At 63.6% G+C, this 15,004-nt stretch carries 15 protein-coding genes; 12 read left to right on the forward strand and 3 right to left on the reverse strand.

Translation table 11 applies throughout. The features are described from left to right. Positions 1 to 63 precede the first annotated feature (63 nt). On the forward strand, positions 64 to 1,629 hold the full coding sequence (gene murJ, locus G5V57_RS14095; RefSeq protein ID WP_165168112.1) for a murein biosynthesis integral membrane protein MurJ: 1,566 nt from the start codon (positions 64 to 66) through the stop codon (positions 1,627 to 1,629). Here the strand turns inward: murJ and G5V57_RS14100 are convergent. Beyond that, entirely contained in the window at positions 1,598 to 2,137 is a 540-nt protein-coding gene (locus G5V57_RS14100) for a GNAT family N-acetyltransferase (RefSeq protein ID WP_165168113.1), read from the reverse strand. The genes murJ and G5V57_RS14100 overlap by 32 nt on opposite strands. Positions 2,138 to 2,363: 226 nt before the next feature. On the opposite strand from G5V57_RS14100, the gene G5V57_RS14105 reads away from it, so the two are divergent. The 9 genes from G5V57_RS14105 (at position 2,364) to G5V57_RS14145 (ending at position 11,307) form a co-directional block, all read left to right on the forward strand. Further along, positions 2,364 to 3,461 carry a DUF937 domain-containing protein gene (locus tag G5V57_RS14105; protein WP_165168114.1) on the forward strand — a complete coding sequence of 366 codons (1,098 nt, stop codon included), beginning with the start codon at positions 2,364 to 2,366 and terminating at the stop codon, positions 3,459 to 3,461. A 252-nt stretch (positions 3,462 to 3,713) separates the two neighbouring features. Beyond that, positions 3,714 to 4,751 carry a tryptophan--tRNA ligase gene (trpS, locus tag G5V57_RS14110; RefSeq protein ID WP_165168115.1) on the forward strand — a complete coding sequence of 346 codons (1,038 nt, stop codon included), beginning with the start codon at positions 3,714 to 3,716 and terminating at the stop codon, positions 4,749 to 4,751. Between the two features lie 129 nt (positions 4,752 to 4,880). Next, positions 4,881 to 5,438, forward strand: a complete 558-nt coding sequence (locus G5V57_RS14115) for a NifU family protein (RefSeq protein ID WP_165168116.1) — start codon at positions 4,881 to 4,883, stop codon at positions 5,436 to 5,438. A 66-nt stretch (positions 5,439 to 5,504) separates the two neighbouring features. After that, positions 5,505 to 6,608: a tRNA (adenosine(37)-N6)-threonylcarbamoyltransferase complex dimerization subunit type 1 TsaB gene (gene tsaB / locus G5V57_RS33960; RefSeq protein WP_206530264.1), complete on the forward strand. Its 1,104-nt coding sequence runs from the start codon at positions 5,505 to 5,507 to the stop codon at positions 6,606 to 6,608. Next, a complete protein-coding gene (locus G5V57_RS14125; RefSeq protein WP_165168117.1) occupies positions 6,605 to 7,375 on the forward strand; it encodes a 1-acyl-sn-glycerol-3-phosphate acyltransferase in 771 nt (256 codons plus the stop codon). Before tsaB ends, G5V57_RS14125 begins: the two co-directional genes overlap by 4 nt. Positions 7,376 to 7,449: 74 nt before the next feature. After that, complete coding sequence (gene miaB / locus G5V57_RS14130) at positions 7,450 to 8,781, forward strand: tRNA (N6-isopentenyl adenosine(37)-C2)-methylthiotransferase MiaB (protein WP_256378667.1); 1,332 nt, start codon at positions 7,450 to 7,452, stop codon at positions 8,779 to 8,781. A gap of 101 nt (positions 8,782 to 8,882) precedes the next feature. Further along, positions 8,883 to 9,860 carry a PhoH family protein gene (locus tag G5V57_RS14135; RefSeq protein ID WP_165168118.1) on the forward strand — a complete coding sequence of 326 codons (978 nt, stop codon included), beginning with the start codon at positions 8,883 to 8,885 and terminating at the stop codon, positions 9,858 to 9,860. Continuing rightward, a complete protein-coding gene (ybeY, locus tag G5V57_RS14140) occupies positions 9,857 to 10,324 on the forward strand; it encodes an rRNA maturation RNase YbeY (RefSeq protein ID WP_165168119.1) in 468 nt (155 codons plus the stop codon). Before G5V57_RS14135 ends, ybeY begins: the two co-directional genes overlap by 4 nt. Beyond that, positions 10,321 to 11,307 (forward strand): hemolysin family protein, encoded by a 987-nt coding sequence (locus tag G5V57_RS14145; protein WP_165168120.1) that lies wholly within the window; start codon positions 10,321 to 10,323, stop codon positions 11,305 to 11,307. Before ybeY ends, G5V57_RS14145 begins: the two co-directional genes overlap by 4 nt. A 7-nt stretch (positions 11,308 to 11,314) precedes the next feature. Here the strand turns inward: G5V57_RS14145 and G5V57_RS14150 are convergent, their stop codons facing one another. Next, positions 11,315 to 11,974 carry a LysE family translocator gene (locus G5V57_RS14150; RefSeq protein WP_165168121.1) on the reverse strand — a complete coding sequence of 220 codons (660 nt, stop codon included), beginning with the start codon at positions 11,972 to 11,974 and terminating at the stop codon, positions 11,315 to 11,317. Between the two features lie 46 nt (positions 11,975 to 12,020). Continuing rightward, positions 12,021 to 13,010, reverse strand: a complete 990-nt coding sequence (locus tag G5V57_RS14155) for a D-glycerate dehydrogenase (protein ID WP_165168122.1) — start codon at positions 13,008 to 13,010, stop codon at positions 12,021 to 12,023. A gap of 182 nt (positions 13,011 to 13,192) precedes the next feature. Between G5V57_RS14155 and G5V57_RS14160 the strand changes: the two genes are divergently transcribed. Next, on the forward strand, positions 13,193 to 13,807 hold the full coding sequence (locus G5V57_RS14160; RefSeq protein WP_165168123.1) for an SH3 domain-containing protein: 615 nt from the start codon (positions 13,193 to 13,195) through the stop codon (positions 13,805 to 13,807). Between the two features lie 169 nt (positions 13,808 to 13,976). Further along, positions 13,977 to 14,981, forward strand: a complete 1,005-nt coding sequence (locus G5V57_RS14165; RefSeq protein ID WP_165174109.1) for a LacI family DNA-binding transcriptional regulator — start codon at positions 13,977 to 13,979, stop codon at positions 14,979 to 14,981. The last annotated feature ends 23 nt before the right edge of the window (positions 14,982 to 15,004 follow it).

A 15,004-nucleotide genomic window follows, 5' to 3' on the forward strand; every position in this document is an offset into this window, starting at 1 on the left:
GAGGTCATACTGCGTTTACCCTTCCCGCAAGGGGGAGGGGATCGATCAAATAGAACCCTCCTCATGACCCTCTTCAAATCTGCCGCGACCGTGGGCGGGCTCACTCTGGTGAGCCGGGCGGCGGGCTTCATCCGCGACATGCTCACCGCTTCGGTGCTCGGCACCGGTCCGGTGGCGCAGGCCTTCGTAGTCGCCTTCCGCTTCCCCAATCTTTTCCGTTCGCTTTTCGCCGAGGGCGCTTTCAACTCGGCCTTCGTGCCGATGTTCGCCAAGAAGCTCGAAGGCGGCGGCGAGGCCGAGGCGAGAAGCTTCGCCGAGGACATCTTCGCGGTGATGTTCGCCTGGCTCCTGTTGTTCACGGCGGTCGCCCAGATCGCCATGCCGCTGCTTATGTATGTGATCGCCCCCGGCTTTGCCGGCGATCAGGACAAGTTCGATCTCTCGGTGGCGCTCACCCGCATCGCCTTTCCCTATCTGCTGTTCATGTCGCTGACCGCCTTGCAGTCGGGCGTGCTCAACAGTCTGCGCCGTTTCGTGGCGGCGGCCTGCGCGCCGATCCTGCTCAATCTGGTCATGATCGCGACCCTGCTTTTCGTGCATTTCAAGGGCTGGGGCGACAGCGCCGTGACCGGCTATGCGCTGGTCTGGGGCGTGTGCGCCGCGGGTATCGCGCAGTTCCTGCTGCTTTATATCGCCTGCAGCCGCGCCAATATGCGTCTGCGCCTCAAATTCCCGAAGCTCACGCCCGACGCCAAGCGCCTCATCAGGCTCGGCATACCGGGCGTCATCGCCGGCGGCATCACGCAGGTGAACCTCCTCATCGCCACGATGATCGCCACCACGATCGATCGCGCCGTCTCCTATCTCTATTACGCAGACCGCGTCTATCAATTGCCGCTGGGCGTCGTCGGCGTCGCCATCGGCGTCGTCCTCTTGCCTGAAATGTCGCGCAAGCTCAGGGCCGGCGATGAGGCGGGCGCGCTTCTGAGCCAGAACCGGTCGCTCGAATTTGCGCTCTTCCTAACCTTGCCCGCTACCATAGCGCTCATCGCCATTCCCTTCGCCATCGTGAATGTCTGCTTCGAGCATGGCGTCTTCACGCGTAGCGATTCGTTCGCCACCGCCTATGCGCTCGCCGCCTTCGCCATGGGCCTGCCGGCCTTCGTCATCAATAAGGTCTTCTCGCCGGGCTTCTTCGCGCGCGAGGACACCAAGCGGCCGATGAAGTTCGCCATCATCTCGGTGGTTGTGAATGTGCTCGGCAGCTTCATCCTGTCGCGCTATATCGGCCATGTCGGCATCGCGCTCTCGACGGCGCTCGCCGCCTGGATCAATGCGTCATTGCTCGGCGTGACGCTCGCCCGCCACGGGCATTTCACCGCCGACGAACGTCTGCGCGCGCGCCTGCCGCGGATCATCGCGGCGAGCCTCGCCATGGGAGCGCTCCTGCTGGGCGCGTTCTACTTTGCGGCTCCCATCTTCACCGATGGCCAGCCGCTCTGGCTGCGCGCCGTCGTGCTGATGGGGCTCGTCACCCTGGGGGCCGTCGTCTATTTCATCTGCGCTCATCTCTTCGGCGCAATGACGCTCGGCGAGCTCAGGAGGATGATGCGCCGCAGTCCCGCTTGAGTTCTCTCTGCATCAGAACGGTGTCGATCCATTGACCGTGCTTGAAGCCGACCTCGCGAAGCGTACCGACCATCCGGAAGCCGAGGTTTTGATGCAGCGCGGTCGAGGCCGTGTTGCCGCTATTGCCGATGATGGCGATCATCTGTCGCCACGGGCCTTTCTCGGAATCCTCGATCAGTCGGGTGAGAAGGGCGCGGCCGATGCCCCGGCCTGCGCAGGCGCGGTCGACATAGACGGAATTCTCGATTGTGAAACGATAGGCCGAGCGCGTGCGGTAGGGTCCCGCATAGGCATAGCCGCGGATTTCTCCTGTTTGTTCGGCGACGATATAAGGAAAGGAATGGTGTTTGAGATTGCGAAAACGGGCCAGCATCTCTTCGAGATCGGGCGGACTTTCCTCGAAGGAGGCAAGGCCATGGGTGACATGATCGCCATAGATGCGCTGCACGCCTTCCATGTCGGCCTCGGTCGCGCATCTTAAGGTGAATGGTGGGGTCGGACGCTGCATTGTGAGTAGATCCAATCATATGTGTGTCAAACTGAACCGGCAGCAAATCAGTCTCCGGCACCGATTGCAATCAGGTCCAGAGCATGGCCCGTGAGTTCGAAACGTGGTACTGTGAAAAGACTGTCGTCACAATTCGGTTTGGTAGATGGTGCCGAACGCGTTGCTCTCGATCAATGAAGGTGGATAGACCATCTATCTAAGGCCGATGATTGTTGGAGGCCTTGTCATGGCAATGAACATCGTGTCGGAGATTCTCAGTCTGATAACGCCAGCGGCGCTGGACAGGATTGCTGCGGCCTTGGGGCTCGGCAGCGATGCGACGAGGAAGGCGCTCGCGGCCGCAGTGCCCGCGTTGCTTGCCGTTTTGGCAAACAAAGGAGCATCGCAGGTCGGCGCCAGCCGCCTGATGGATGCCGTATCTCAGGCTGATCCCGACATTGCTGGCAAGCTTTCGGCAGCATTGACGGGCGCCAAGGGCGAGCAGTTCGTCGAAAGCGGCAGGGGAAGCCTCGCGTCGCTGCTGGACGACAGTACTTTGAAGGGACTTACTGGAGCGGTAGCGCAGCAGGTTGGCCTGCGAGGGGATGCCGGACCGTCCCTGATGGCTATCGCCGGCCAGCTTGTCACGGGAGCCTTGGCCAAGACGGCGCAGAGTTCGGGGCTCGATGCCTCGGGCCTCGCGGGACTCCTGACTTCGCAGCAGGGCAACATCAAAGCGGCGCTTCCGGCTGGCCTTGGTAACCTGCTGTCGAGCGCGGGTGTTGTCGGCAGTGGCTTCGCGGGGCAGGCTGCGAGGATGGCAACTGAAGCCAGCCGGACGGCGACGGCCACCTCAGCACAGGCCACAGCAGCGGCCAAGAAAGGCACCAACTGGCTGATGTGGCTGATACCGCTGATCATCGCTTTGGCGGCGATCTGGTACTTCATGGGCCAAGGCACCAAGCCGCCGGTGACCACGGGCACTGGAGTAACGACACCTGCCGTGACCGACATGGTCGTGGATGGTGTTGACGTCGGCAAGCAGATGACGACCACGCTCGATGGTCTCAAGACCGCGCTGGGCAGCATTACCGACGTCGCCTCGGCGCAGGCCGCGTTGCCGAAACTTCAGGCGACCACCACGGCCCTTGATGGTGTGACCGGCATGATGCCGAAGCTCTCCGCCGCGCAGAAGACGGCTCTCGCGGCGCTCGTGACGGCAGCACTTCCGGCGATCAAGGAAGCCGCCGCCAAAGTACTTGCCATTCAGGGTGTCGGCGATGTGGCCAAACCGGCGGTCGACACCGTGATTGCCAAACTTGAAGCGCTTGCCGCGCCCGCTTGACCCGATAGTGTAGAGCATCGATTTGCCCTGATTGGAGCGCCGGGCCTTCTGATGGAAGTACCTCGGCGCTCTATCTCTTTGATTTTCCGTATCGGCTCGCAGTCATTATCGGGTGCCGCGAGGTGCCGGGCCGGGCGCTCAAAAGCCGTCATCGCCATGCTCGCGGGCCTGGCCTGAACCGTAAATTCGACAGCCCTTCACTTGCCGGGATTTTGCGGGCATAAGCAGCCCGTTTTCAAGGGGACCCCCAGAATGACCGCTCCGACACTTCGCGTCTTTTCCGGCATGCAGCCGACGCACAATCTGCATCTCGGCAACTATCTCGGTGCCATGGTCAACTGGATCAAGATGCAGGAAACACACGAATGCATCTATTGCGTGGTCGACATGCATGCCATCACCCTGTGGCAGGAGCCCAAGGCGCTGCGGCAGCATATACGCGACGTGACCGCGTCCTATCTCGCTTGCGGCCTCGATCCAAAGCGCTCGATCATCTTCAACCAGAGCCAGGTCGGCCAACATGCCGAGCTCGCCTGGGTGCTGAATTGCGTGGCGCGGCTCGGCTGGCTCAACCGGATGACGCAGTTCAAGGAAAAGGCCGGCAAGGACAAGGAGGCGGCCTCTGTCGGCCTCTATGATTATCCGGTGCTCATGGCAGCCGACATCCTGCTCTATCGCGCCACCCATGTCCCGGTGGGTGACGACCAGAAGCAGCATCTGGAACTCGCCCGCGACATCGCCCAGAAGTTCAATGTCGACTATGCCGAGGAAATCGCCGCCGCGGGCTACAAGGACGGTTTCTTCCCGCTGCCCGAGCCTTTCATCACCGGGCCGGCGACGCGAGTGATGAGCCTGCGCGACGGCACCAAGAAGATGTCGAAATCCGACCCTTCCGATCTCGCCCGCATCAATCTCGTCGACGATGCCGATGCCATCGCCAAGAAGTTCAAGAAGGCCAAGACTGATCCCGACGCGCTGCCGAGCGAGGTCGAGGGGCTGAAAGGCAGGCCGGAGGCAGAAAATCTCGTCGGCATCTACGCGGCCCTTGCCGGGCGGTCAGCCGCCGAGGTGCTGAGAGAGCATGGCGGGTCGCAGTTCTCAGCCTTCAAGCCGGCCTTGATCGACCTGGCCGTCGCGAAATTGAGCCCCATCGCCGCCGAAAAGCGTAGGCTCGAGGAAGATCCCACCTATATTGATGGGGTGCTTGCCGACGGCGCGGCGCGGGCGCGGGCCATCGCGGCCCCGATCTACCGGCAGGTCAAGGAGATCGTGGGTTTCGTGTCGGCATAAATTGGTGTGTGCCCGGAACCGAAGGGCAGCTGTCGCTTTTTCCGGTCACACGCCAGGAAATTTGACATAGCTTAAAATCATTCTAAATTAGGCCCGTGAGCGGTTTCTGAGCGCTCGAAAGGATTTGTCATGTTCATCCAGACCGAAGCCACCCCCAATCCGGCCACCCTGAAGTTCATCCCCGGCAAGCCGGTGCTGCCGGGCTCGACCCGCGATTACCGCTCCGCCGATGAGGCTGCGGAATCGCCCCTGGCCGAACGCCTGTTCTCGGTCAAAGGCGTGTCCGGTGTGTTTCTCGGCCAGGACTTCGTCACCGTCACCAAGAGCGGCGGCGAGTGGCAGCATCTGAAGCCGGCTATTCTCGGCCTCATCATGGAGCACTATCTGGCGGACGCGCCGGTGCTCAGCAAGCCCGCCGCCGGTGACCAGCCGACGGATGAGGATTTCGACGAAGCCGACAAGGAGATCGTCTCCACCATCAAGGAGCTGCTCGACACGCGCGTACGTCCGGCGGTGGCCCAGGACGGCGGCGACATTACCTTCCAGGGCTATCACGATGGCGTCGTCTTCCTGAACATGAAGGGCTCCTGCTCGGGCTGCCCGAGCTCGACCGCCACCTTGAAGCACGGCATCGAGAATCTCCTGCGCCACTTCATTCCGGAAGTGACCGAGGTCCGTCCCGTCTGATCCGGCGCGGAGACAATTCGCGAAACCCGCTTTCCTATCCTTCCGCTCATGCGATAAGTCGGCCGCATGCTCCTGGTTTTCGACACATCCATGGCCGCCTGCTCGGCCGCGGCCTATGACATGATGGCGGGGCGGGTGCTCGCAGCCCGCTTCGCGCTGATGGAACGCGGCCATGCCGATGCCCTGGCGCCGATGATCAAGGCGGTCATGGACGAGGCCGGCCTCGCATTCAGCGATCTCACCCGCATCGGCGTCACGCTGGGGCCCGGCACTTTCACCGGCGTGCGCACCGGCATCGCCATGGCGCGCGGCCTCGCTCTGGCGCTCGACGTGAAGATCGCAAGCCTCGACACGCTCAGCGCCATTGCCGCCAACGCGCCCGCGGACAAGAGGCCTCTGGTGATCGCCGCCGACGCGCGCCGCGATGAAATCTATTTCCGCGGAGCCACAGGCGAAGCGCCGATGGTGCTGCCTGTCGCCGAAGCGGTGCGCCGTCTGCCCGAAGGCCGGGGCTTCGTGCTCGGCACCGGCTCGGAAGCGCTGATCGCCGCCGCTTCAGGGGACCGTCTCGTTCGGCTCAGCAACGGCGACATGCCGGATGCCAGGAACTTCGCCGCTCACCTTGCGGCGCGCCTTGTCGAGGACGCGGCGCCTGAGCCGCTTTACCTGCGCCCGCCCGATGCCAAGCCGCAGCATCACCAGGTGCCGAGTGCTGATTCCGTCTCAATCCGTCAGGCCTCCGTCGGCGAGGCGCAGATCCTCGCAGCCCTCCATGCCGAATGCTTCGACAATGCCTGGAGCGCCACCGAATTCGCCAAGCTGATGGCGATGCCGGGCGCGCTCAGCTTTCTCGCCGTCGAAGGCGGAGAGCCTTTAGCCTTTCTCCTGGCTCGCCGGGCGGCCGACGAGGCCGAGATCCTCTCCATCGGCACCAGGCCTTTTGCCCGCCGTCGCGGGATCGCCAAGAAACTCATGTCTCATCTGGCTCACGAACTGCGGCAGGCGGGTCTGGCGCAGCTCTTCATCGAGGTGGCGGCGGACAATGCCGCGGCGCGCGCCCTCTATGCCGAGCAGGATTTCGCCGTGACGGGAAGACGCAAGGCCTATTATGAGAAGCCGGGGGGCAAGCGCGAGGATGCGGTCGTGATGATGAAGGCGCTCGCCAGATGACGACCCTGCGCGCCGCGGTGAAGCTCCTGGGTTTTATCGCCATGACGCTTCCGGGCCTGCCGGTGCAGCGCGCGCTGATCGCCTTTTCGCCCCGGGGCGCGCGGCGCTTCCCGCATGTCTATCACCGTGCCGTCACGCGCTGGCTCGACATCAAGCTCAACATCATCGGCGAGCCGGTCAAGGACAAGGCCTGCCTCATCGCCGCCAATCACGTCTCCTGGATCGACATCACGGTGTTGAGCGCGCTGACGCCGCTCTCCTTCATCGCCAAGAAGGAAGTCAACAACTGGCCGGGCTTCGGCACGCTGGCGCGCTTGCAGCGCACCGTCTTCATCGATCGCGACCGGCGCCACACCACCGGTGTGTCCCGCGACGAGATGCAGGAGCGCCTCGCCGCCAAGGAGACGCTGGTGCTCTTCGCCGAAGGCACATCGAGCGACGGCTATCGCGTGCTGCCCTTCAAGAGCGCCTATTTCGCCGCCGCCGAACGCCCCGATGTGGTGGTGCAGCCGGTGACGCTCGCCTATCGCGGCCATTGGGGCACGCCCATGACGCGCCGCCGGAGACCTTACTTCGCCTGGTATGGCGACATGGAAATGGGGCCGCATCTGTGGCAGGCGCTGGCGCTCGGGCCGATCGAGGTCGACGTCATCTGCCACAAGCCGTTGAGCCTCGCGGAGGCCGGCAACCGCAAGCTGTTGGCGCGACAGGCCGAGGAGGCGGTGCGCAAGGGTCTCGTAGCGGCAATGTCTGGCGCGTCTTTGTGACCGGTAGCCCCGGCCGGTTCACAGACGGGGGGAAATGGTCTAGACCACGCCCGGATCACAGGTGGAAAAGGCGCGTGAAGAAGGTCCATATCAAATCCTATGGCTGCCAGATGAATGTATATGACAGCCAGCGCATGGGCGATCTCCTGGGCCCCCTGGGCTATGAGGCCGTGGCGGCGCCGGACGAGGCGGATCTGATCATTCTCAACACCTGCCATATCCGCGAGAAGGCGGCCGAGAAGGTCTATTCGGAACTCGGCAAGTTGCGCCAGCTCAAACAGGAGCGCGCGCGCCAGGGCGGCGAGACGGTAATCGCGGTGGCGGGTTGTGTCGCGCAAGCCGAGGGCGAGGAGATCGTGCGCCGCGAGAAAGCTGTCGATCTCGTTTTCGGCCCGCAGACCTATCACCGCCTGCCCGATCTGCTCAAAGCCCATGCCGCCTCCGGCCGGGCCGTCGTCGAAACCGAATTCCCGCCCGAGGACAAGTTCGAGCACTTGGCCAGGACCGCGCCGAAGCGCGGCGTCACCGCCTTCCTCACCGTCCAGGAGGGCTGTGACAAGTTCTGCAGTTTCTGCGTCGTGCCCTATACACGTGGCGCCGAGTTCTCGCGGTCCGTGGCGCAGATCGAAGCTGAGGCGCGCGCTCTGGTCGACGCCGGCGTGCGCGAGATCACCTTGCTCGGCCAGAATGTGAATGCCTATCACGGCGCCGGTCTGGACGGTGAAATCTGGCCGCTGGCCCGACTCATCACACAGCTGTCACGTATCGATGGCATTGAACGTCTGCGCTTCACCACGTCGCATCCGCGTGACATGTCGGACGATCTCATCGCCGCCCATGCCGAGAATCCCAAACTGATGCCCTATCTGCATCTACCCATCCAGGCCGGCAGCGACCGGGTGCTGAAAGAGATGAATCGCGGTCATCGCGCCGAGGATTATCTGAAGCTCGTCACGCGCATCCGAATGGCGAGGCCGGATATCGCTTTGTCTGGGGATTTCATCGTCGGTTTCCCGGGCGAGACCGAGGCTGACTTCGAGGAAACCCTCGCCGTCACCCGCGAGGCCCGCTATGCCGGCGCCTTTTCCTTCAAATATTCGCCGCGGCCGGGAACTCCCGCCGCTGACCGGAGCGATCAGATTGCCGAGGACGTCAAGTCCGACCGTCTGGCCAGGCTCCAGGCGCTTCTGGGGAGCCAGCAGAAGGAGTTCAACCAGGCCTGCCTGGGGCGCGATATGGCCATTCTCCTGGAAAAACCGGGCCGTCATCCGGGCCAGATGATCGGCCGTTCACCCTACCTGCAAAGCGTCTATTTTGACGCCAGGGGGCATGCTATTGGGGACATGGTGAACGTGACCATCGACGCAGTTGGATCGAACGCCCTTTCGGCCCATATTCATCCCTAGATGCCAGTGATTCTCCCCATCATACCCGTAGCCGAAGGAGCAGCTTCTCATTGAGTTCGCGCGCCAATGCCCGTGACGCGGCCGGCTCGAGATCCGGCCCCATGACAGAAGAACGTGACATCACCACGCTGGTATTCGACGACAATCGCCTGCTGGCGCCTCTCTTCGGCGAGCATGACGAGCATCTGGCCCTCATCGAGCACCGTCTCGGCGTCGATATCACGCCGCGTGGCAATCGCATTTCGGTAAAGGGCCAGCAAGCCGCGCGCGACAATGCCCAGGTGGTGCTGACCTCGCTCTACGAGCGGGTACGGCGCGGACTCGAAGTGACCCGCGGCGATGTCGAAGGTGCCATCCGCATGAATCTCTCGTCCAATGGCGATGCGGCGGCCGATGAATCTTCCGTGCGCACCAGACGCAAGCTGGTGACGCCGAGGACACCGATGCAGAAGGCCTATGTCACGGCCATCCGCGCCCATGAGCTCGTTTTCGGCACTGGCCCCGCCGGCACCGGCAAGACCTATCTGGCGGTGGCCTGCGCCGCCGCGGCCCTCATGAATGGCGAGGTCGACCGCATCGTCCTCTCCCGCCCGGCCGTTGAAGCGGGCGAGCGCCTGGGCTTCCTGCCCGGCGACATGAAGGAGAAGGTCGATCCCTATCTGCGTCCGCTTTATGACGCGCTCTATGACGTGATGCCGGCGCCGCTCGTGCAGAAAGGCCTCGCCGAGAACACGATCGAGATCGCCCCGCTTGCATTCATGCGCGGCCGCACCCTGAGCTCAGCCTTCATCATCCTGGATGAGGCGCAGAACACCACGCCGCAGCAGATGAAGATGTTCCTCACCCGCCTGGGCGAGGGCAGCCGCATGGTGGTGACTGGCGATCCCTCGCAGATCGACCTGCCATCGGGCGTCAGTTCCGGCCTCGATGACGCGCTCGTCATCCTCAGGTCGGTCGAGGGCATATCGCATATCGCCTTCACCGCCGCCGATATCGTGCGTCATGCTCTCGTGGGCCGCATCGTCACGGCCTATGACAAACACACGCCGAAGGCCGGGAGCCCGCGCGGCACGAAATGATTGCCGCCATCGACATCGCCGACGACGCATGGGCGCGCGTCGCCGGATTGGAGCCGCTCACCCAACGCGCCATCAGCGCCACCCTTGCCCATGTCGACGCCGACCGGAATGTCGAGATAAGCGTGCTCTTTGCGGGCGACGAAGAGGCGGCTAGAATGAACGAGCAATGGCGCGGGAAGGGCTATGCGCCCAATATTCTGTCATTCCCCGCGCCGACTGTGCGTGATTTACCCGGGGGCGAAGCAAGACCGCTCGGCGATCTGATCCTGGCCGCCGGAACCGTGGCGCGCGAAGCAGAAGAACAAGGAAAACCTTTGACCTCACACTTGACCCATCTCATCGTTCACGGAACCCTGCATCTGCTAGGGTTCGACCATATCGAGGAAGCGGAAGCCGAGCACATGGAGGCGACGGAAATCGCCATCCTCAGAGGACTCGGCGTGCCGGATCCGTATCACTCATGAGCGACATAGGCCCCTCTCCCAAGCCCGATAGCCTGCTTTCCAGGCTGAAGGGCCTGTTCTCCTCCGACCGCGACGCCACGCTGAGGCAGAGCCTCGAGGGCGTCATCGCCAGCCACGACGCGCAGAATCCGGCCGACATGATGCGCGCCGAGGCGAAGTCGATGATGCTCAATCTCATCAAATTCGCCGATCTGCGTGTCGATGACGTGATGGTGCCGCGCGCCGACATCGTGGCGATCGAGAGCAGCGCCACGATCAAGGAGCTGCTCGATCGCTTCATCGACGCCAATCATTCGCGCATGCCGGTCTATCGCGAGACGCTCGACGACCTTTCCGGCATGATCCATATCAAGGATCTGGTGCGCTGGCTCGCCCAGAAGGGCGCCAAGACGCGCCGGCGCAAGGGCGCCAAGGATTCGGTGCTCGCCGGTTTGTCGCTGTCGGCGACCGATCTCGCGACCGAAGTGAGCACGCTCGGCATCGTGCGCGAGGTTCTCTTCGTGCCGCCGTCCATGCCGGCCGCCGATCTGCTCATCAAGATGCAGTCGACCCACATCCATATCGCCATCGTGGTCGATGAATATGGCGGCACCGACGGGCTCGTCTCGATCGAAGACCTCGTCGAGCAGATCGTCGGCGATATTTCCGACGAGCATGATTCCGATGAGGAACTGATCGTCAGCAATGGCGACGGCACCTTCACCGCCAGCGCCCGCGCCGATCTCCAGGAGCTCGAGCAGATGCTGGGCGTCGACTTCCTGCCCGAGGAGCGCGACGAGGAGACCGACACGCTGGGTGGCCTCATCTTCTCGATGTTCGGCCGTGTGCCGGTGCGCGGCGAGTTGCTGCGCCACAACAGCGGTATCGAATTCGAGATCCTCGAGGCCGATCCACGCCGCGTCAAGCGGGTCAAGATCCGCTCCGCCCGGCCGGAAGCGGAGACGCCGGCGGAAGCGGCCGCCGAGAAGGATACGACGGGGTAGCGCCTTATCAGGCGAAGAGCCCGCTCCTGAGGAGCTCAAGGCCGAAGAAGGCGAAGATGGCGCCGGCACCGCCGGTGATGTAGCGCTCCGAGCGCGCATAGGCGGCAAGCGCTCCCGGTCGCGTGAAGAGCCACAGGCAGGCGAGATAGTAGCTGAGCGACATGGCGATCATCAGCGCGACGCCGAGCAGGCCGAGCCACGGCGGCCCGGAGATGACCGAGGTGGTGGCGAACAGACTCGCCACGAAAGCCAGCGTCTTGGGGTTCGACATATTGGTGAGGAAGCCGGCGCGATAGGCGCTGCGCGGCGTGAAATCCCGGGCGGGGCGAAGGGGCCTGAGCGCCCCGGGACCACCCGCCCAGGCGGACTTCGCGAGCACGAAGCCGCGCCAGATCAGATAAAGGCCGCCTATGACCTGCACCGCCTGGAAGGCGCCGGGAAAGCGCTCGATGAACCAGGCGAGGCCGAAAAGGCCGGCGAAGGCCCAGATCAGCATGGCGCTCTGTATGCCGGCGACCGCGGCAGCCGCCACCTTGCGCGGCGCGCTGACCGCCAGCCAGGTGAAGAGCAGCATGTTCGGGCCGGGCGTCAGGACCGCCACCAGCCAGAAGGCGGCGAAAGGTATGAGGCTCTCCAGGCCCGGCGCGTGATCAGGAAAAGTGGACACCGGTTTTCCGTCCGATCACGCGTCAATCCCAGCGGAGCCGATCACGTCACAGCATGGACGGCAGGACACGGTCGGGCGGCTTGTGCCCGTCGACCCAGGTCTTGATGTTGATGATGACCTTCTCGCCCATGTCGATGCGGCCTTCGATGGTGGCCGAACCCATATGGGGCAGGAGAACGGCGCGCCTCGTCTTGAGGAGCCGCGGATTGACGGCCGGCTCGTGCTCGAACACGTCGAGGCCGGCGCCGCCCAGTTCCTCGGCTTCAAGCATGCGGGCAAGCGCGTTCTCGTCGATCACCTCGCCGCGCGCGGTGTTGACGATGATCGCGTCCTTGCGCATCAGCTTGAGGCGGCGCGCCGACAGGAGATGATAGGTGGCGGGCGTATGCGGGCAATTGACCGAGACGATGTCCATGCGCGCCAGCATCTGGTCGAGGCTTTCCCAATAGGTTGCGTCGAGCTCCTCGGCGATCTTGGGATGGACCGGCTTGCGATTGTGATAGTGAATCTGCAGGCCGAAGGCCTTGGCGCGCCGGGCGACCGCCTGGCCTATACGGCCCATGCCGATGATGCCGAGCCTCTTGCCCCAGATGCGGTGGCCGAGCATCCAGGTCGGCGACCAGCCCTGCCAGCTGTTGTCGGGCCCGATGACGGACGCACCCTCGGTGATGCGCCGGGCTACCGCCATGATGAGCGCCATGGTCATGTCGGCGGTATCCTCGGTGAGGACGCCCGGCGTGTTGGTGACCGTGATGCCGCGCGCCACCGCCGTCTCCACATCGATATTGTCGACGCCGGTGCCGAAATTGGCGATGAGCTTGAGCTGGTCGCCGGCCTGGCCGATCACCGCCTTGTCGATGCGGTCGGTGACGGTGGGCACCAGGACCTCGGCCTGCTTGACTGCCTCGATCAACTCGGCCCGGCTGAACGGGTGGTCGTCGGAGTTCAGCTTGGCGTTGAACAGCTCCATCATCCGGGTCTCGACCACGTCGGGCAGCTTGCGGGTGACAATGACCAGGGGTTTGCGCTTGGACATAAAATGTAACTCCGCGAGGCCGGGCCATTGAGATAATCTTAACCTTGCATAGCCAAGGCTAGGCGGAGGGTCTATATTATCGTTGTCCGGCTCGTGTCGATGATCTTTGCTGTCTAGCAGAGGTCATGGCAAAGACAAGTCCAGAGCCGAACACGGCCGTGCATCGACCGAGGGGAATGCATATGGTCAACACAGCTGCACCGCGGCGCAGGATAGGGCCTGCGCTTCTGGGGATAGCATGCATAGCCATCGCCGGCGCCACGGCGTGGTCGCTGGCGGCTGGGCAGACGGATAGTCCCGCATCCGCCAAGGCTGCCTCGGACATCACCACAGGCTCGACGTCCCCCGTCGACAAGGCTTTCGGCCGTTCTGGCCTGCCACTGCCGCGATTCGTGTCCCTCAAGGCCGACAAGATCAATGTCCGGCGCGGCCCCTCCAGCGAGCACCAGGTTGCCTGGGTTTATCAGCGCCGGGGTCTGCCGGTCGAGATCACCGCCGAATTCGAGAACTGGCGGCGCATCCGCGACAGCGATGGCGACGAGGGCTGGGTCTACCAGAGCATGCTGTCCGGCAAACGCATGGCGCTGGTGGCGCCCTGGCGCAAGCAGGAGGCGGTGCCGATGTATGCGAGCCCCAGTGATTCGGCCGGCCTGGTCGCCATGGTCAAGGCCGGCGTCGTGGCGACGATCGAGGACTGCACCGGCGATTGGTGCAATCTCAGCGCGTCGGGCTATCAGGGCTGGATCACCCAATCCATGCTCTGGGGCGCCTATCCTGGCGAGCAGATCGAGAAATAGGCACCAGCAACCTTCCATTCGGCCGAGCGGAACGGCGAAGACCGTGCCCCCTCTTTTGCTCGCCGCCGGATGCCTCTACGCTGCGCCGCGATTGAAACATCCGCAATTTGCCGGGACATAAATGCCGCCGAAGGCGTCCAGCCGCTCGAGGAAATCATCCGCTCCGACCATGGTGCAGGTCGCCGAGGTCGCCGGCGTGTCCATTTATACGGTGTCGGCGGTCCTCAACGGATCGGCAAGTGTCAGCGACGATCTGCGCGGCCGGGTCGAGCAGGCGGTGCTGGCGACCGGCTACAAGCGCAATATTCTCGCCCGCAGTCTCAAGACCGGCGAGACCCGCACCATCGGCCTGACCGTCGGCGATATCACCAACCCGTTCTACACCGACCTCGTCTCGATCATTCAGCAAAACCTGCACATCGCGGGCTATGCCGTCATGCTGTGCTGCAACGACCGGGACGTCATGCTCCAGGCCGAGCAGATCGAACTGCTCAAGGGCCGGATGGTCGACGGCCTCATCATCTCGCCCACCGGCGATGACGAAAATCTGCGCAAGACCCTTACCGACACGCGTATTCCGGTGGTTCTCGTCGACCGCATCCTCGAAGGCTACGACTGCGATTCGGTGGTCCTCGATAATCGCGAGGCGGTCATGGAGGCGACGCGCTATCTCGTCGGCCTCGGCCATCGCCGCATCGGTTTCATTTCCGGCAAGCTGGACAGCTTCACCGGCCGCGAGCGCCTGAAGGGTTATTATGCGGCGCTCGACGAGGCCGGCATCGCGCGCGACGACACCCTCATGCAATTGGGGAATTATCGCGAGGAGGATGCCTACAACGCTGCCATCCAGCTGCTGACCAGCCCGGTGCCGCCCACCGCCGTCTTCTCATCGAACAACATGATGGTGATCGGCGTCATGCGGGCGATCAGGGATCTGGGCCTGCGCTGCCCGGATGACGTCTCGGTGACCGGGATCGACGATTTCCGCTGGGCCGACGTCTTCAGCCCGCAACTGACGACCGTCGCGCAGCCGGTCCGTGTCATTGCCGAACAGGCCGCCAAGCTGCTTTTGCGCCGCCTTGCCGACAAGACGCCCGCCCCGCCGCGCCACATCGTCCTGAAGGGTCGTTTGATCATTCGCCAGTCCTGCCGGAACGTGACGGTCGAGCCATAGCGAAACTTCAAAAAACACTGGAA

Origin of the sequence: Nordella sp. HKS 07 (assembly GCF_011046735.1) — a bacterium.
GTDB lineage: Bacteria > Pseudomonadota > Alphaproteobacteria > Rhizobiales > Aestuariivirgaceae > Taklimakanibacter.